Origin of the sequence: Pokkaliibacter plantistimulans, assembly GCF_003194385.1 — a bacterium.
Classification (GTDB): Bacteria; Pseudomonadota; Gammaproteobacteria; order Pseudomonadales; family Balneatricaceae; genus Pokkaliibacter; species Pokkaliibacter plantistimulans.
The window spans coordinates 26,628-46,418 of record NZ_LAPT01000003.1 but is presented as its reverse complement, the minus strand read 5'-3'; the positions used below and the strand labels follow the sequence as shown (position 1 = coordinate 46,418).

The window sequence follows — 19,791 nt, the reverse complement described above, 5'->3', positions numbered from 1 at the left end:
TCAGTCAGGCTGATGAGCAGATCATCAGACGTGACGTTCGAACAAGGCAGCAATCCCCTGCCCGCCGCCGATACACAGTGACACCACCGCGTAACGCCCCTGGGTTCGCTGCAACTCATACAGTGCTTTGACGGTAATCACCGCACCGGTCGCGCCGATGGGATGGCCGAGGGAGATACCACTGCCGTTGGGGTTAAGTTTTTCCTGAGGTAACTGCAGATCACGAGCCACGGCCAACGCCTGAGCGGCAAAGGCCTCATTGATTTCCCATAGGTCGATATCTGCCACAGTCAGACCAGTTTGCGCCAGCAACTGGCGTATAGCCGGTACCGGGCCGATGCCCATGTACTTAGGTTCCACCGCCGCCACACTGTAGCCACGCAGTGTAGCCATAGGCTGAAGCCCCTGTGCCGCAGCAGCCTCGGCACTCATCAGTACCACTGCAGCGGCGGCATCATTCAGACCGGACGCATTGCCTGCCGTCACACTGCCATCCTTACGGAACACAGGGCGTAGTTTCTCCATGTCCGCAGGTTCGGCATTGAGGCGAACATGCTCATCAGTGCAGTACTGCACATCACCTTTACGAGATTTCAGGGTAACCGGCAGAATCTGCTCGGCAAAATAGCCCAGTTCGATCGCCTGCTGGGCACGACGATGACTTTCCACTGCCAGCGCATCCTGATCTTCCCGCGAGATCTGCCATTTCTCGGCAATATTTTCCGCAGTGATCCCCATGTGCACCTGCTCCATCGGGCAGGTCAGGGCACCGACCATGGAGTCGATCATGGCGCCATCACCCATTCGCTGGCCCCAGCGTGCTGCAGGCAACCAGTAGTTGGTACGGCTCATGGACTCCGCACCACCGGCCACCGCTACGTCGCAGTGGCCAAGTTCAATCTGCTGGGCGGCTGTCACTATCGCCTGCAGGCCACTGCCACAAAGGCGGTTGACCGTCAGTGCTGGTGTCTGATCAGGTAACCCCCCCTGCAGTGCAGCCACTCTGGCCATGTACATGTCTTTCGGTTCAGTGGGCACAACCGTTCCCATCACACAATGACCAACACTTTCCGCCGCAATACCGGCACGCTTTACCGCTTCAGCAACGACCATGGCTCCAAGCTGCGATGGCGGAATGTCTTTCAATGCACCACCAAAGGTACCTATCGCCGTTCTGACGCCACTTACCACTACAACGTCTTTTATTGTTTTCATTGCTGTGTTTGCCCTATCTGGAAAGAAGTAATGAACCTGATTGACGTCCAGTCATCATCATTAAAGGTGATGTCTGAGCTTGATGCGTGAGTGCCTGAGAGCACTTTGGCACGTGAGGAGGTTCCATTTTAGTGTCGGACAGCATCCCCGAAAGCGACAACCTGCCTCAATAACAATTGACGCCAAGATGGATAACAAAATTCGTCAATAGCTGAACGAGCTGGCAACTGTTCAGTTAGCCAAAGAGGACGAAACCGGCTGAACCAGCCGAAATACGGGGAATATGCAGGAAGTGTGGCGAGATGATAGAAGAGGAACAACAGACATCCCACCAATGGCAGGATGTCTGTGATTAACTGACGATTATTTCCAGCCTGGAATCGCAGTACCTTTGAACAGCTCTTCAGCACGGGCAGCAACGGCCTCGGACTGATAGGCTTCGATCAGCTTTTGCAGACGTGGATCGTTCTGATTGTCTTCACGGGCAGCGAAAACATTCACGTAAGGAGAGTCTTTATCTTCTACCAGCACGCCATCACGGGTCGGCAGCAAGCCAGCAGGAACAGCATAGGTGTTGTTGATAAAGGCCAGATCGACGTCATCCAGCGCACGTGGCAGCTGTGCCGCATCCAGCTCAACAAACTTGAACTTTTTGGGGTTCTCGGCAATGTTCAGCGGTGTAGCTTCCAGATTTTTGTTGTCTTCGAGTTTGATCAGCCCCTGCTTGTCGAGCAGGATCAGCACACGACCTTCGTTACTTGGATCATTAGGGATGGCGATCTGAGCACCTTCAGGCAATTCGCTGATGTTTTTGATCTTCTTGGAATAGGCAGCAATCGGGTAAACAAAGGTGTTAGCTACTGCCACCAGTTTGAAGCCGCGATCACGTACCATGGCATCCAGATAAGGACGGTGCTGGAACGCGTTGGCATCAATGGAACCATCCGCCAGGGCTACGTTAGGAGCCACGTAGTCAGAAAATTCGATCAGTTTGACATCCACATCAAAACGCTTCTTAGCTTCGGCCGCAGCCGTCTCCATGACCTGCGACTCCGGGCCAGCCATCACACCCACTTTCAATGGCTCAGCAGCCTGGGCCTGGCCCCAGACCAGCAGGGAAACCGCAGCAGCGGCAACAGTTTTGATAAAGGTACGACGATTAGACATGTGACAACTCCAGTTGACTGTCGGACAGGCCTTCAATACGGCATGTCACTTTGTATTTTTCAAAACACTAACACTTCAGTGCACAGTACTTGCTTCAGTGGCGAGTGTGGTCGTAGCGACGCACCAGCCAGTCACCCAGCGACTGCACCAGCTGTACCAGCACGATCAGGATCACCACCGTGGAGATCATCATGCTTGAATCAAAACGCTGGTATCCGTAGCGGATACCCAGATCCCCCAGCCCACCGCCGCCGATGGCACCGGCCATGGCCGAATAACCAATCAGGGTAATCAGCATCAGGGTCAGGCCATGAATCAGGCCGGGCATGGCCTCAGCCAGCAGTACCTTGCGCACAATTTGCCAGGGAGTCGCCCCCATGGCCTGAGCGGCCTCGATCAATCCGCCAGGCACTTCGTTCAACGCTCCTTCGGTAATGCGGGCAACAAAGGGGATGGCACCCAGCGTCAGGGGGACAATCGCTGCTGTCGTGCCGATAGAGGTACCGACGATCCAGCGTGTAAAGGGAATAATCGCAACCAGCAGGATAATGAAGGGCACAGAGCGCGTGGCATTGATGACGATGCCCAACAGGCGGTGCAACCAGTGATTCTGCAGCATCCGTCCGGGCTTGGTGGTATAGAGCAGAATACCCAGCGGAATACCCAGTAAAGCACCGAGACCACCCGACACCGCGACCATGTACAGGGTTTCCCACAGACTGCTGGTCAGCAGATCCAACTTAGCGGCTGACATAACCCAGCACCTCCACCTGTAACTCTTGTTGCTGCAACCACGCCAACGCCGTCTCCGCCGCAGGCTGATCCTGCGCTTCTACCTGCGCCACCATAAAGCCCAGTGGCTGGTGCTGAATCAGTTCGATCTGTGAAGAGAGGATATTGACGTCAACACCAAACTCGCGACTCAAATGAGACAGCACCGGTGCGTCAACCTGCCCACCCACATAGGTGATGCGCACCAGCGGATCAAGCCCTGCAGCAGGTGCACTCTGCAACCGGCTCAGAATGGTCTCTGGCAGTGGTCGCTCAAGAGCAGCCTGCACAAAGCGTTTGGCAGTAGCTGATTGGGGTCGGGCAAAGAAAGCCTGCACCGGTCCACGTTCGACGACTGCACCATCTTCCATCAGTGCAACTTCATCACAGAGGGTCTTGATCACATCCATCTCGTGAGTGATCAACAGGATAGTCAATCCCAGCTTTTCGTTGATATCTCGCAGCAAAGCCAGGATTGAGCGCGTAGTTTCAGGATCCAGTGCAGAGGTAGCTTCATCACACAACAAGACTTTGGGCTCACTGGCCAAAGCGCGAGCGATAGCGACACGCTGCTTTTGTCCGCCAGATAACTGGGCAGGGTAATGATTGGCTCGCGCCTCAAGACCGGTCAGAGCCAGCAGAGGCTGGACACGGGCAACAATGTCACTGCGACTCAAGCCTGCCAGCTCCAATGGCAGCGCCACATTGTCAAAGACGCTACGAGTGGACAGCAGGTTAAAGTGCTGAAAGATCATACCAATCTGCCGCCGCGCCTGACGCAGCTCAGCGTCGGTTAAGGTCAGCAGGTCTCGCCCATTGACCCAAACCTCACCGGCATCGGGACGTTCCAACAAATTAACACAGCGGATCAGAGTTGATTTGCCGGCGCCGCTGGCCCCAATCACCCCGTATATACGCCCTTCAGCCACATCGAGGCTGACATCACAGACCGCGTGAACCGGCGCACCATGACCATGGTAAGTTTTAACTAGATGCTTTAGAGAGATCATCGCATATCCAAATATGACTTGCGGATAGCGATGGTTGGCAGGCAACCATCCTGAGCTAGCAGAACGGATCAAAGGCGGGAATAACGGCCCAAACCCTTCTTTTAGCGTATTTTTTAGCAAAGCTGTCGAAAGCCTTACTAACGCGCCCGCAAGCCGAAGTACAAATCAGCGCGTAAAGTAATAGGCGGGTAGTCTATATTCCACCTGTTTGATGTCAATAATATTCACCGAGAGCGCTAAACTGCTTTGCTCTAACTTAGAGCCATTAGCTATATGACCTGTTAGCCGCCGCCAGACCAAAAAACCGGACTAGTAGCAACAGTGAGATGAGATGACGACAGCGCTTAACGTGATAAAAAAATAAGGCAGGTAAGCTACCTGCCTGAAAGATGGGTTGAGATTGAGAGCAAAGTGGCACATTCGCTGACAACCGAATGTGCAAGAGGGAGTATGGCACAGGCTAGTAAAATCAGGCATTTCCGCTCAGCTCAGACTGTTTCACACTGTTACCCCACCTCAAAGATGCACGAGTTCAAAATGTCAATTCTTTCATCATCTGCCCATGCCTGTATAATGGCGCGCCTACCCTAGAGTCTCCTCCTGCGGATAACTGCTTTCACCTCTCCTATAATGGATAGTGACAGTTCGTCCAGGGTCTTTGCGCGCCCGGTTTCGGCCACAGGAGCAGACTCATGACAAATTCACCGCACCACTGAAAGGTTGTCCACGTGATAATCTTCAAGATTACCAATACCAAGACACAACAGACCTACATTGGCTCTACCAAAGGGGACATCTATTCCCGTTGGCAGGAGTATGTGAAAGCCGCTGAAGCAGGGATGGATTTTCCTCTGTATGAGGACATTCGTGCGCACGGAGAGGTCAGCTTCGAAGTCGAGGAAATCGACTTTGCTGAGACCCGTGAGGAGCAACAGGAACTTGAGCTGTATTACACCATTGAGTCTCGTGCACGCTCGCTGAAAGGCTATAAATTCTCTACTGCCAAAGTGGTCATTCCTGCTGCTCAGCTGGAACTGCAGGAAGAAATTCTGGCAGCCCGCGCCAGCATGCAGAACCGCACAGCACCCATTGCTTCGTCCGTCGTCAGCGATTCAGATGCTGAAGATAGTTGCACCCCACTCACGGAGGTGGTTGCACCTTCTTCACACGCTATAACTGAAGCCACGGATGAGATAGTGCATGACGATGCGGCTCTTGCTGAGGCTCAGAGCGCTGAACATCAGCAGCTGACTGATTCTTTAGCCGATCTGCTGGCACAAACCGCAGCACAACTGCCCGACCAGGCCAGAGCATCAGCAGTGCTGAATATCGCACAGCAACTGTTGGCTATTGCCGACGAGCAGAACGATCCTTCACCATCGACCGAGCCGGAAATGGCCGCAGAGGATAAGGCACAGGTACTGCGCAATTCGAATCTGGCAGCGACCATTGCAGCATTACGAGTTCAGCAGTCCAGTCCCAAACGCGGTGGCAAGAAGGCAGCCGCCACTGCTACGGTAAGCCGCGCCAAACAGGACGCCATTATCGACCGGAGTAATCTCAATGACGGACTGGACAGCTCTGTTCTAACCACCTTGAAAAAAGCGGCTCCTGCCGCCGCAGCGCCCCCTTCCTCTCCTACGACAGGGAACACTCTACCTACAGGCCGAGCACGCTCTTCAGTCAAAGAAAAGCGTATAAGGGAAGCTTTAGCCAAAGAGCGTGAAGCTCGCGAGAGTGAACGACTGGCTAGAATAGAAGCCGAGAAATCAGAGATGGATGCCATCTTGGCTAATATCGCTGCAAGAGAAAAAGATAGCCGCCTTACCTTACGAAAGCGCCGCAACGGCCGCTAAACACGAACAAACGAGGCAAGGATGCCTCATTCCATCCAAGCTCCAAGCTCCAAGCTCCAAGCTCCAAAATACTTCTATTTCCGAGCAAAACACTCGCCACGTTCGCGAACAACCATTTTTTCATCTCTTAACGCTAACCAACAAAAAAGGCTCCCGAAGGAGCCTTTTCTTTAAGAGCAGCGAGTATTACTCGATGATCTTAGCTACAACACCAGCACCTACGGTACGGCCGCCTTCACGGATCGCGAAGCGCAGACCTTCGTCCATAGCGATTGGGTTGATCAGAGTTACGCTCAGGGCAACGTTGTCGCCTGGCATAACCATTTCAACGCCTTCTGGCAGTTCGCAAGAACCAGTCACGTCAGTAGTACGGAAGTAGAACTGAGGACGGTAGCCTTTGAAGAATGGAGTGTGACGACCACCTTCTTCTTTGCTCAGAACGTAAACCTCTGATTCGAACTTGGTGTGAGGCTTGATCGCGCCTGGCTTGGCCAGAACCTGACCACGCTCTACGTCGTCACGCTTGGTACCACGCAGCAGAGCACCGATGTTCTCGCCTGCACGACCTTCGTCCAGCAGCTTACGGAACATTTCAACACCAGTAACGGTGGTTTTGGTGGTAGCGTGGATACCTACGATCTCAACTTCTTCGCCAACGCGAACGATACCGCTCTCTACACGACCAGTTACTACAGTACCACGGCCAGAGATAGAGAATACGTCTTCGATAGGCATCAGGAAGGGCTTGTCGATAGCACGCTCAGGCTCAGGGATGTAAGAATCCAGAGTCTCAACCAGCTTACGAACAGCGGTAACGCCCATTTCATTGTCGTCTTGGCCGTTCAGAGCCATCAGAGCAGAACCGATAACGATAGGAGTGTCGTCACCTGGGAAGTCGTAAGTGCTCAGCAGATCACGCACTTCCATCTCAACCAGTTCCAGCAGCTCAGCATCGTCAACCATGTCAGCTTTGTTCAGGAACACAACAATGTAAGGAACACCTACCTGACGAGACAGCAGGATGTGCTCACGAGTCTGAGGCATGGGGCCGTCAGCAGCGGAGCAAACCAGGATAGCGCCGTCCATCTGAGCAGCACCAGTGATCATGTTCTTAACGTAGTCAGCGTGTCCTGGGCAGTCAACGTGAGCGTAGTGACGCACAGTTGACTGATACTCTACGTGAGCGGTAGAAATGGTGATACCACGAGCACGCTCTTCAGGTGCAGCGTCGATCTGATCAAACGCTTTAACAGATCCACCCCAAGTTTCAGCACACACTTTAGTCAGTGCAGCGGTCAGAGTAGTTTTACCATGGTCAACGTGGCCGATGGTACCTACGTTAACGTGGGGTTTACTCCGTTCAAATTTTTCTTTAGCCATTCTTACACCTACTTACGTAACGAGGTCATTAAGACTGTTTGATAACTGCTTCAGCGATATTGTTGGGTGCTTCAGCATAGCGCGCGAATTCCATGGAATAAGTCGCACGACCCTGAGTAGCCGAGCGCAGGTCGGTTGCGTAACCGAACATTTCGCCCAATGGTACTTCAGCACGGATGACTTTGCCAGAAACGGTGTCGTCCATACCTTGGATCAGACCACGACGACGGTTCAGGTCACCCATTACGTCGCCCATGTAGTCTTCAGGCGTTACAACTTCTACCTGCATCATAGGTTCGAGCAGGCAAGGATCAGCCTTCTTCGCATACTCTTTCAGAGCCTGAGAAGCAGCGATCTTGAACGCCATTTCGTTAGAGTCAACCTCGTGGAAAGAACCGTCATACAGACGAGCCTTGAGACCGATCAGAGGATAGCCGGCGATAACACCGTTCTTCATCTGCTCCTCAACACCCTTCTGAATGGCAGGGATATATTCCTTAGGAATAGAACCACCCACGATTTCGTTGATGAATTCCAGACCTTCTTCATCAGAAGGCATGAACTCGATAACAACGTGACCATACTGACCGCGACCACCGGACTGACGCACAAACTTGTGGTTTGCGTTGACCGCTGAGCGGATTTTCTCACGGTAAGCTACCTGAGGCTTACCGATGTTCGCTTCAACCTTGAACTCGCGACGCATACGGTCAACGATAATGTCCAGGTGAAGCTCACCCATACCGGAGATGATAGTCTGACCAGACTCTTCGTCGGTTTCCACACGGAATGACGGATCTTCCTGAGCCAGCTTGCCAAGGGCAACACCCATCTTCTCCTGGTCAGCCTTGGACTTGGGCTCCACGGCTACGGAAATTACAGGCTCGGGGAACTCCATACGCTCAAGAACGATGACGTTATTGAGGTCGCAAAGAGTATCACCGGTGGTTACATCTTTCATACCGATCAGGGCAGCGATGTCACCAGCCAGAACTTCTTTGATTTCTTCACGGGTGTTAGCGTGCATCTGAACCATACGGCCGATGCGCTCTTTCTTCAGCTTGACCGAGTTGATTACCTGATCACCAGAATTGATGTGACCTGAGTAAACACGGACGAACGTCAGAGTACCAACGAAGGGGTCAGTCGCGATTTTGAACGCCAGTGCAGAGAAAGGAGCATTGTCGTCAGCGTCACGAGTAGCCTTGGTCTCGCCGTCTTCCAGAGTTCCTTCCACAGGAGGAATATCGACAGGAGAGGGCAGATACTCGACTACGCAATCCAGCATTGCCTGAACACCTTTGTTCTTGAATGCAGAACCACAGATGGTCAGAACAATCTCGTTGTTCAAAGTACGAGCGCGCAGACCGGCCTTGATTTCCTCAATGGTCAGTTCGCCTTCTTCCAGGTACTTGTTCATCAACTCTTCGGTGGCTTCAGCAGCAGCTTCAACCATCTGCTCACGCAGCTCTTCAGCTTTGTCTTGCAGCTCAGCAGGAATATCTTCCAGCTCGTAGGTCATGCCCTGATCGGCTTCATTCCACATGATAGCTTTCATGCGAAGCAGATCGACGACACCTTTGAAGCTGTCTTCAGCACCGATTGGGATCTGGATAGGTACTGGAGTAGTACCCAAACGAGCTTTCATCTGCGCAACAACGTTGTAGAAGTTTGCACCAGCACGGTCCATCTTGTTGACGAACACCATACGAGGAACTTCGTACTTGTTAGCCTGACGCCATACAGTTTCAGTCTGAGGCTGAACACCAGAAGATGCACACAGTACAACTACAGCACCATCCAATACACGCAGAGAACGTTCTACTTCGATAGTGAAGTCAACGTGTCCGGGGGTATCAATGATGTTGATACGGTGTTCATCGAACTGCTGGTTCATGCCCTTCCAGAAACAGGTGGTAGCAGCAGAAGTGATGGTAATACCACGCTCCTGCTCCTGCTCCATCCAGTCCATGGTCGCAGCGCCATCATGTACCTCACCGATCTTGTGAGAAACACCTGTATAGAACAGAACGCGTTCGGTAGTCGTGGTTTTACCCGCGTCCACGTGGGCGCAGATACCGATGTTACGGTAACGCTTAATGGGGGTTTTACGTGCCACGGCTCAGTCCTCTGCTGATTAGAAGCGGTAGTGAGAGAAGGCTTTGTTGGCTTCTGCCATACGGTGCACGTCTTCACGCTTCTTAACCGCTGCACCTTTACCATCGGCAGCATCTAAGATTTCGTTGGCAAGACGCATGGCCATAGACTTGTCGCTGCGGTTACGGGCAGCATCTACCAACCAACGCATGGCCAGGGCCGCACGACGGTTAGGACGCACTTCAACCGGAACCTGATAGGTAGCACCGCCTACACGGCGTGATTTAACCTCAACCAGAGGCTGGATCGATTCAAGGGCTTTGGTGAAGGTTTCCAAAGCATCGTTACCGGTACGCTCACCGATACGATTCAGAGCGCCGTAAACAATACGCTCTGCTACAGATTTCTTACCACTGATCATCAAGTGGTTGATAAATTTGGCCAATGTCAGGCTTCCGAACTTGGGATCCGGCAGCGCTTCACGTTTAGCCGCTACGCGTCTTCTTGGCATGATAAGTCCTTCTTCAGGGGAGCTCAGGACCAACTTTTGGCCTGACCTTACTCTTATCCAGTAATCACCCTTTGCGACAAGGCAAAGGAATATAAAGATGTTCTGTTACAGTCCCGTGGCAGAGATTGCCACCATCGTGCTAAGCAATTAAGACTTAGGACGCTTGGTACCGTATTTGGAACGACCCTGTTTACGGTTGTTAACACCAGAGGTATCCAGTGCACCGCGAACAGTGTGGTAACGCACACCTGGCAAGTCTTTTACACGACCGCCACGGATCAGTACTACCGAGTGCTCCTGCAAGTTGTGGCCTTCACCACCGATGTAGGAAGTCACTTCAAAGCCGTTGGTCAAACGAACACGGCACACCTTACGCAGAGCCGAGTTAGGCTTCTTCGGGGTGGTGGTATAAACGCGGGTACATACACCACGGCGTTGCGGGCAGCCCTGCAAAGCAGGAACGTCGCTTTTGTCCACAACGCGCTTACGGGGTTTACGCACCAGTTGGTTAATAGTTGCCATTCAGCAAACTCCAAGTTTGGCGTCATTCATCTGTAATTTATGTTACAGACACTCAATAAAATGACAGGCAAAAGCCTGTCATCGAGGGGGCGAAATTTTAATCACCCTTAGTCAAAAGGTCAAGATACGCACAATAAAGGGCGCACCCTGACCTTCAACTTTTTCTGGCTCAGGACTCAAGCTGGTGCTGTTTCAGCGCTTCGCTCAGAGCCTGACTAATTTCTTCTGCGGTTGGGCCCTGGCTGGCCGCTGGAGCCATCTGAGCTTTAGCACGCTTACGCTTGCGCTCATTGTGATAGGCCAGACCAGTACCGGCAGGAATCAAACGACCTACTACCACGTTTTCCTTCAGACCACGCAGATGATCACTCTTACCGGTGACAGCTGCTTCGGTCAGTACTCGTGTAGTCTCCTGGAAGGAGGCTGCAGAGATGAACGATTCGGTAGCCAGGGACGCCTTGGTGATACCCAGCAGTACACGCTCGTACTTGGCAGGGAATCGCCCTTCAGTGGCGGCCTTTTCATTGGCTTCCAGCATCTGGGTGTACTCGACCTGATCACCTTTGATCAGATTGGTATCACCTGCATCAGTGATATCTACCTTACGCAGCATCTGACGGACGATAACTTCGATGTGCTTGTCGTTGATCACAACGCCTTGCAGTCGGTAAACGTCCTGAATTTCATTGACGATGTATTTCGCCAGCTCACCAACACCCAGAATACGCAGGATGTCGTGAGGATTGGACGGACCATCAGCGATGACCTCACCGCGCTCAACGTGCTCACCTTCGAATACGTTCAGTTGACGCCATTTTGGAATCAACAACTCGAAAGGCTCACTTTCAGCCGGAGTAATCACCAAGCGCTTCTTACCTTTGGTTTCTTTACCGAAGGTCACCACGCCAGATACTTCCGCCAGAATGGCAGGCTCTTTGGGTCGACGTGCTTCAAACAGGTCAGCAACACGCGGCAGACCACCGGTGATGTCCTTGTTACCGGACGACTCCTGAGGAATACGCGCGACAACCTCACCCGCTTTGATGGTGGAACCATTGTTGATGTTCAACACCGCCTTGGCCGGCAGCAAGTATTGCGCTGGCGCTCCGGAAGACAGCGTCAGCTCGTTACCACCTGCATCCACCAGTCGAATCATAGGACGAATGTCCTTACCTGCTGCTGGACGGTCTTTAGGTTCCAACACTTCGACACTGGAAAGACCGGTCAGTTCGTCGGTCTGACGCTTGACAGTAATACCATCGTCCAGACCCACGAACTCGATCTGACCAGCGACCTCGGCAATGATCGGGTGAGTGTGCGGGTCCCAGTTGGCAACCACATCACCTGGCTCAACACGCTGACCATCAGCCACTTTTACCAGTGCACCATAAGGAAGTTTATAGCGTTCACGCTCACGGCCATGCTCATCCGTAACACCCAACTCGGAAGAACGAGAAACAACAACCAATACGCCGTCGTCACGTTTTACCGACTTCATGTTGTGCAGGCGGATCTCACCACCATTCTTGACCTGGATGTTGTCGACTGCTGCCGCTCGCGATGCCGCACCACCGATGTGGAACGTACGCATGGTCAGCTGAGTACCGGGCTCACCGATGGACTGAGCCGCGATGACACCGACAGACTCACCGGCATTCACCAGATGACCGCGGCCAAGGTCACGACCATAGCACTTAGCACAGATACCATAGCGGGTATCGCAACTGATAGGTGTACGAACGATGATCTCGTCGACAGAAGACAGGTTCTCGTCTTTCTCCAGACGCTCAACCCAAGCCTCATCGATCAGCGTACCACGACTGATCAGCACATCCTGACTGGCAGGATCCAGTACGTCATGAGCAACCACTCGACCCAGCACGCGTGCACCCAGAGGCACAACAATATCACCACCCTCGATAACCGGGGTCATGATCAGGCCTTCTTCTGTTCCGCAGTCGTCTTCGACTACGACCAGATCCTGTGCCACGTCTACCAGACGACGAGTCAGGTAACCGGAGTTGGCTGTTTTCAACGCGGTATCGGCCAGACCTTTACGAGCACCGTGAGTAGAGATGAAGTACTGCAGTACACTCAAGCCTTCACGGAAGTTCGCGGTAATAGGTGTCTCGATGATGGAGCCATCAGGTTTGGCCATCAGACCACGCATACCACCCAGCTGACGCATCTGTGCTGCAGAACCACGTGCACCGGAGTCGGCCATCATGTATACGGAGTTAAAGGACTCCTGATCTACTTCGTTACCGTCGCGATCAAGCACTTTCTCACGACCGAGAGTAGCCATCATCGCTTTGGCAATTTCATCGTTAGCCTTCGACCACAAGTCGATAACCTTGTTGTACTTCTCACCAGCCGTTACCAGACCATCGCGGAACTGCTGTTCGATTTCCTTGACCTCACCCTCAGCACGATCAATGATCGCGACCTTGGCATCAGGAATAACGAAATCGTTAACACCGACCGAAGAACCTGAGCGTGCAGCAAAGCTGAAGCCCATATACATCAGCTGGTCAGCAAAGATAACGGTATCTTTCAGACCAACACGACGATATGACTCGTTCAGCAGGCGAGAGATCGATTTCTTCTTCATCGCCTGGTTAATCAGATCAAATGGCAAGCCCTTGGGCACGATATCGAACAGCAGCGCACGGCCAACAGTGGTATCAGCGATACGTGTACGCTCTTCCACACCTCCGTGAATATCACGAATGACTTCGTGGATACGGACTTTGATCTTGGCCTGGAGATGTACGGCGCGCGCTCCATCTTCAGCAAACGTGTTGTAAGCCTTGTGCACTTCTTTAAGGTCAGCAAAGATGCGACCTTCGCCACGGGCGTTTACACGCTCACGAGTCATGTAATACAGACCCAATACCACGTCCTGAGAAGGAACGATGATAGGCTCACCGTTGGCAGGCGACAGCACGTTATTGGTTGACATCATCAACGCACGCGCTTCCAGCTGGGCTTCCAGTGTCAGCGGTACGTGAACGGCCATCTGGTCACCGTCGAAGTCAGCGTTATAGGCCGCACAGACCAGAGGGTGCAACTGAATAGCCTTGCCTTCGATAAGAACTGGCTCAAATGCCTGGATACCCAAACGGTGCAACGTAGGTGCACGGTTAAGCAGTACAGGATGTTCGCGGATGACTTCCTCAAGGATATCCCAGACGAAGCCTTCTTCGCGCTCTACCATTTTCTTGGCAGCTTTGATGGTTGTTGCCAGCCCACGAGCTTCCAGCTTCTGGAAGATAAAAGGCTTGAACAGCTCCAGTGCCATTTTCTTCGGCAGACCGCACTGATGCAGACGCAGGGTCGGGCCCACAGTGATAACAGAACGACCGGAATAATCGACACGCTTACCCAGCAGGTTCTGACGGAAACGACCCTGTTTACCCTTGATCATGTCAGCCAGAGATTTCAGCGGACGCTTGTTCGAACCCGTAATGGCACGACCACGGCGACCATTATCCAGCAGCGCATCAACTGACTCCTGCAGCATACGCTTCTCGTTACGCACGATAATATCGGGCGCAGCCAGCTCAAGCAGACGCTTCAGACGGTTGTTTCGGTTGATCACACGGCGATACAGGTCATTCAGGTCCGAAGTAGCGAACCGGCCACCGTCCAGCGGTACCAATGGACGCAAATCAGGCGGCAGAACTGGCAGTACGGTCAGAATCATCCATTCAGGCTTGTTGCCGGAAGCAACAAATGCCTCCATTAGCTTCAAACGCTTGGACAATTTCTTGATCTTGGTCTCAGAGTTGGTCTGCGGAATTTCTTCACGCAGTTGCTGAATTTCCAGCTCAAGATCCAGATCACGCAATAAGCCCTGAATAGCTTCGGCGCCCATCTTGGCATCAAACTCATCGCCATGCTCTTCGAGCATCTCGTAGTATTCTTCATCGCTCAGCAGCTGGCCTTTCTCAAGATCAGTCATACCGGGATCGATAACCACAAAGGACTCGAAGTACAGCACACGTTCGATATCACGCAAAGTCATGTCCAGTAGCAAGCCGATACGGCTTGGCAGGGACTTCAGGAACCAGATGTGCGCAGTAGGAGAAGCCAGCTCGATATGGCCCATACGCTCACGGCGAACTTTGGCCAGAGCAACTTCAACACCGCATTTTTCACAGATCACGCCACGATGCTTGAGGCGCTTGTACTTACCGCACAAGCACTCATAGTCCTTGATAGGACCAAAAATTTTGGCGCAGAAGAGACCATCACGTTCAGGCTTGAACGTACGATAGTTGATGGTCTCCGGCTTTTTTACCTCACCGAACGACCAGGAACGAATCATATCCGGAGAAGCCAGGCCAATCCGGATAGAGTCAAATTCTTGGTGTTGGGCCTGATTCTTTAACAGATTCAGCAAATCTTTCATTGGCCGTACCCCTGGGGAACTTCGTCGTGGGGAGCCTTGTTAGGCTCCCCGCTAATCCTGTCACCTGGTCAGGAAAATCACTCGGTCTCGAGCTCGATATCGATACCCAACGAGCGAATCTCCTTGACCAACACGTTGAAGGACTCCGGCATGCCGGCCTCCATACGGTGGTCACCGTCCACGATGTTTTTGTACATCTTGGTACGACCATTCACGTCGTCGGATTTAACAGTGAGCATTTCCTGAAGGGTGTAGGCAGCACCGTATGCTTCCAGAGCCCACACTTCCATCTCACCGAAACGCTGACCACCGAACTGCGCCTTACCACCCAGCGGTTGCTGGGTAACCAGACTGTAAGAACCAGTGGAACGAGCGTGCATCTTGTCATCAACCAGGTGGTTTAGCTTCAACATGTACATGTAGCCGACGGTAACCGGACGATCAAAACGCTCGCCGGTACGACCGTCAAACAGATTGATCTGACCACTGTCATCGATGCCAGCCAAACGCAGCATGTGCTTGATTTCAGCCTCTTTGGCACCATCGAACACAGGCGTTGCCATTGGCACACCTTTGCGCAGGTTGGCAGACAGCTCAAGAATTTCATCGTCACTCAGAGAGTTCAGATCTTCCTGACTGGCAGAAACCAGATTACCTATCGGAGCGTTGTAGACTTCCTGCAAGAAAGAACGCAGTTCAGCTACCTTCTCTGCACGCTCACGTTCAGCTTCCAGCATGCCATTGATCTTGTGACCTAAACCACGAGCAGCAGCGCCCAAATGGGTCTCCAATACCTGACCAACGTTCATACGAGAAGGAACACCCAAGGGGTTCAACACGATGTCAACGGGATTACCTTCGGCATCATAGGGCATATCTTCCACCGGCATGATGATGGAGATAACCCCTTTGTTACCGTGACGACCGGCCATCTTATCACCGGGCTGAACACGACGCTTGGTGGCAACATACACTTTGACAATTTTCAGAACACCTGGAGCCAGGTCATCACCTTGCTGCAGTTTCTTCTTCTTGTCTTCAAACTTATCTTCCTGCTTCTGACGGAACTCTTTCAGATACTGCTGGGCTTTTTCCAACAGTTCGATGGACTCTTCGTCAGCTACACGAATCTTGAACCAGTCGCCATGAGGCAATGAAGCCAGATAGTCATCACTGATAGTCTGACCTTTAATCAGCCCTGGACCACCATCAGCCGTCTTGCCAGACAGAGCCTGAGCCAGACGCTCGAAGGTTGCGCGCTCAACGATACGGAATTCTTCATTCAGATCCTTACGGATCTCGTCAAGCTGCATCTGCTCGATTTCCAGAGCACGCTGATCCTTCTGCACACCATCACGGGTGAACACCTGGACGTCGATGACTTTCCCATAGGTACCAGTTTTCACGCGCAGAGAAGTGTCTTTAACGTCAGACGCTTTCTCGCCAAAGATGGCACGCAGCAGCTTCTCTTCTGGAGTCAGCTGAGTTTCGCCTTTGGGCGTCACCTTACCAACCAGAATGTCACCAGGACCAACTTCAGCACCGATGTAAACCACACCCGAGTCATCCAGCTTGGCCAATGCAGACTCACCCACATTGGGGATGTCGGAAGTAATTTCTTCCGGGCCAAGCTTGGTATCACGGGCCACACAGGTCAGTTCCTGAATGTGGATAGTGGTAAAACGGTCTTCCTGCACCACTCGCTCGGAAATGAGGATGGAGTCCTCGTAGTTGTATCCGTTCCAAGGCATGAAGGCGATGCGCATGTTCTGGCCCAGTGCCAGTTCACCCAAATCGACCGACGGGCCATCAGCCAGAATATCCTTACGCTCAACGACATCACCTTCGTTAACGATAGGACGTTGGTTGATGCAGGTGTTCTGGTTAGAGCGCACATACTTGGTCAGCGTATAGATGTCCACCCCTGCTTCACCAGGAATGATCTCATCCTCATTGACACGCACAACGATACGCTTGGCATCGACACGCTCAATCACACCACCGCGTCTGGCAACGATACATACGCCGGAATCACGCGCGACGTAACGCTCCATACCAGTACCAACCAGCGGCTTGTCTGCACGCAGAGTGGGTACAGCCTGACGCTGCATGTTGGAACCCATCAAGGCACGGTTCGCATCGTCGTGCTCAAGGAAAGGAATCAATGATGCTGCGACAGACACAACCTGACGTGGTGATACATCCATGTAGTCGACGCGCTCAGGCGGCATAACAGTAAATTCGTTGAGATGACGAACCTGAACCAACTCATCAACCAGAGCACCCTCATCGTTCACCTTGGCAGAAGCCTGAGCAATAACGTATTGGCTCTCTTCAATCGCTGACAGATAGGCGATTTCTTCAGTTACTGTGCCATCAACAACTTTACGGTACGGGCTCTCAAGGAAACCATAACGGTTAGTACGGGCGTAGGTTGCCAGTGAGTTGATAAGACCGATGTTCGGACCTTCAGGCGTTTCGATAGGACATACACGACCATAGTGGGTCGGATGTACGTCACGAACCTCAAAGCCCGCACGCTCACGAGTCAGACCGCCTGGGCCCAGTGCTGAAACACGACGCTTGTGCGTCACTTCAGACAGAGGGTTGTTCTGGTCCATAAACTGGGACAGCTGACTTGAGCCAAAGAATTCCTTAATCGCTGCCGCAACAGGCTTGGCATTGATCAGATCCTGAGGCATCAGACCATCGGACTCGGCCAATGCCAAACGTTCACGAACTGCACGTTCAACACGTACCAGACCAACACGGAACTGGTTCTCGGCCATCTCGCCAACAGAGCGAATACGGCGGTTACCCAGATGATCGATGTCATCCACCACGCCCTTACCGTTGCGGATATCGATCAACGTTGTCAGAACATCAGTGATGTCTTCGTTACTGAGGATACCAGGACCAGTTTCGATCGCCTGACCGCTCTCATCCAGACGATTGATACGACGGTTGAACTTCATACGACCTACAGCAGAGAAGTCGTAGCGTTCAGGAGCGAAGAACAAGTTATTGAACAGCGTCTCGGCAGCCTCACGGGTAGGCGGTTCACCAGGGCGCATCATACGATAGATTTCGACCAACGCTTCCAGCTGGTTGCGGGTCGGATCGATAGCCAAGGTATCTGAAATGAACGGACCGCAGTCGATATCATTGGTATACAACGCATCAATACGGTCAATGCCAGCATTGAGCATTTTTTCCAGCAGTTCCAGTGTAATTTCACTGTTGCATTCAGCAATCAGCTCACCGGTACTCGGATCAAAAATATCGCGTGCAGAAATCTTGCCCAGCAGATATTCGATGGGCACTTCCAATTCGTCCAACCCGGTTTTTTCCAGCTGACGAATATGACGAGCAGTAATACGACGCCCCTGCTCTACAATGACGTTACCTGACGCATCTTTAACATCAAAGCTCAGTGTCTCACCACGCAGGCGAGAAGCCACCAGCTCCATCGTCACGCCATCAGCGCTCAAACGGAAGGTTGTGGTATCAAAGAACATCTCCAGAATTTCTTCTGAAGAGTAGCCCAGAGCACGCAGCAGAATCGTAGCAGGCAGTTTTCGACGACGATCGATACGAACAAAGACACAATCTTTGGGATCATATTCGAAGTCCAGCCATGAGCCACGGTAGGGAATAATACGGGCGGAATAAAGCAATTTACCTGATGAATGAGTTTTACCACGATCATGATCGAAGAACACACCAGGAGAACGGTGCAATTGCGACACAATCACACGCTCAGTACCGTTGACAACGAAGGTACCGTTATCAGTCATCAATGGGATTTCACCCATGTAGACTTCTTGCTCTTTGATATCTTTGACCGCTTTATTCGGTGACTCTTTATCAAAGATCACCAGACGGACTTTCACCCGCAGCGGCGCAGCGAAGGTTAAACCACGCAATTGGCATTCTTTGACGTCAAATACCGGTTCACCTAAGCGATAACTGACATATTCCAGCGACGCGTTGCCAGAATAGGACTGTATCGGGAAGACAGACTTAAACGCAGCGTGGAGACCAATGTCCTTGCGATGAGCCAGTGCCACACCGGTTTGCAGGAACTTCCGATATGAATCTATTTGGATTGCCAATAAATATGGCACATCCATCACGGGGGGCAGTTTCCCGAAATCCTTACGGATACGTTTTCTTTCAGTATACGAGTAAGCCATCAGCGTTCCCCAGCTTGTGCACCTGACTCAAAAGACAATAACAGCCACCGCCATCTCTTTTTTCTGGCCGGACTGACTGTCTGAGAAAATGAGCTTGGATAGCCGCTCCACATGGGCTGCATTTTAAGCGAGAAAAGGCCGGTGGCGATGGCCACCAGCCCCAACTAGTAATAGTATCGTCAGGCAATAGAAAATGCCATAAGAATAAAATTACTTGATCTCTACAGTGGCGCCAGCTTCTTCCAGCTCTTTCTTCAGCTTTTCAGCTTCGTCTTTGCTGATGCCTTCTTTCAGAGTAGAAGGAGCACCATCAACCATGTCTTTGGCTTCTTTCAGGCCCAGACCGGTAGCAGCACGTACCACTTTGATAACGTTAACTTTCTTATCGCCAGCAGAAGCCAGGATCACGTCGAATTCGGTTTTCTCTTCTACCGCTTCAGCAGCAGCAGCAGGACCAGCAGCTACAGCAGCAGCAGCGGTAACACCGAACTTCTCTTCCATCATCTTGATCAGTTCTACAACGTCCATTACAGACATTTCGGCAACTGCGTTGATGATATCTTCTTTAGAAATAGCGGACATTTTGAATCTTTCCTAAACGTATAACATTTCTGCCAAACAGAAATGATTAATCGATACTTTAAGCAACTTA

12 protein-coding genes are annotated in these 19,791 nt (G+C 52.1%); 1 reads left to right on the top strand and 11 read right to left on the bottom strand.

Features of this window, described 5'->3' with window-relative positions; translation table 11 throughout:
- Nucleotides 1–24: 24 nt before the first annotated feature.
- The 4 genes from bktB to WH50_RS01270 form a co-directional block, all read right to left on the bottom strand.
- Entirely contained in the window at nucleotides 25–1,215 is a 1,191-nt protein-coding gene (bktB, locus tag WH50_RS01285; protein WP_110185686.1) for a beta-ketothiolase BktB, read from the bottom strand.
- A gap of 363 nt (nucleotides 1,216–1,578) precedes the next feature.
- The gene (locus tag WH50_RS01280; RefSeq protein WP_110185685.1) at nucleotides 1,579–2,382 is read right to left on the bottom strand and encodes a MetQ/NlpA family ABC transporter substrate-binding protein; all 804 of its coding nucleotides are present in this window, start codon (nucleotides 2,380–2,382) and stop codon (nucleotides 1,579–1,581) included.
- Nucleotides 2,383–2,476: 94 nt separating this feature from the next.
- Nucleotides 2,477–3,136: a methionine ABC transporter permease gene (locus WH50_RS01275; protein WP_110185684.1), complete on the bottom strand. Its 660-nt coding sequence runs from the start codon at nucleotides 3,134–3,136 to the stop codon at nucleotides 2,477–2,479.
- A complete protein-coding gene (locus tag WH50_RS01270) occupies nucleotides 3,123–4,163 on the bottom strand; it encodes a methionine ABC transporter ATP-binding protein (protein ID WP_110185723.1) in 1,041 nt (346 codons plus the stop codon). The genes WH50_RS01275 and WH50_RS01270 overlap by 14 nt, the downstream gene beginning before the upstream one ends.
- A 728-nt stretch (nucleotides 4,164–4,891) precedes the next feature.
- Here WH50_RS01270 and WH50_RS01265 point away from each other — a divergent pair.
- Nucleotides 4,892–6,019, top strand: coding sequence for a GIY-YIG nuclease family protein (locus WH50_RS01265; RefSeq protein ID WP_110185683.1), 1,128 nt, complete (start codon nucleotides 4,892–4,894; stop codon nucleotides 6,017–6,019).
- A gap of 186 nt (nucleotides 6,020–6,205) precedes the next feature.
- Here WH50_RS01265 and tuf read toward each other — a convergent pair whose 3' ends face one another.
- The 7 genes from tuf to rplL all read right to left on the bottom strand — a co-directional run bounded on the left by tuf (nucleotide 6,206) and on the right by rplL (nucleotide 19,721).
- Nucleotides 6,206–7,399, bottom strand: a complete 1,194-nt coding sequence (gene tuf, locus WH50_RS01260) for an elongation factor Tu (protein WP_110185682.1) — start codon at nucleotides 7,397–7,399, stop codon at nucleotides 6,206–6,208.
- 28 nt (nucleotides 7,400–7,427) lie between these two features.
- Nucleotides 7,428–9,518, bottom strand: a complete 2,091-nt coding sequence (gene fusA / locus WH50_RS01255; RefSeq protein ID WP_104154363.1) for an elongation factor G — start codon at nucleotides 9,516–9,518, stop codon at nucleotides 7,428–7,430.
- A gap of 18 nt (nucleotides 9,519–9,536) precedes the next feature.
- Complete coding sequence (gene rpsG, locus WH50_RS01250; RefSeq protein ID WP_104154365.1) at nucleotides 9,537–10,007, bottom strand: 30S ribosomal protein S7; 471 nt, start codon at nucleotides 10,005–10,007, stop codon at nucleotides 9,537–9,539.
- Nucleotides 10,008–10,154: 147 nt separating this feature from the next.
- The gene (rpsL, locus tag WH50_RS01245) at nucleotides 10,155–10,529 is read right to left on the bottom strand and encodes a 30S ribosomal protein S12 (RefSeq protein ID WP_104154367.1); all 375 of its coding nucleotides are present in this window, start codon (nucleotides 10,527–10,529) and stop codon (nucleotides 10,155–10,157) included.
- Nucleotides 10,530–10,698: 169 nt separating this feature from the next.
- Nucleotides 10,699–14,943, bottom strand: coding sequence for a DNA-directed RNA polymerase subunit beta' (gene rpoC / locus WH50_RS01240; RefSeq protein ID WP_110185681.1), 4,245 nt, complete (start codon nucleotides 14,941–14,943; stop codon nucleotides 10,699–10,701).
- Between the two features lie 77 nt (nucleotides 14,944–15,020).
- On the bottom strand, nucleotides 15,021–19,139 hold the full coding sequence (gene rpoB, locus WH50_RS01235) for a DNA-directed RNA polymerase subunit beta (protein WP_110185680.1): 4,119 nt from the start codon (nucleotides 19,137–19,139) through the stop codon (nucleotides 15,021–15,023).
- A gap of 210 nt (nucleotides 19,140–19,349) precedes the next feature.
- Entirely contained in the window at nucleotides 19,350–19,721 is a 372-nt protein-coding gene (rplL, locus tag WH50_RS01230; protein ID WP_110185679.1) for a 50S ribosomal protein L7/L12, read from the bottom strand.
- Nucleotides 19,722–19,791: the final 70 nt, after the last annotated feature.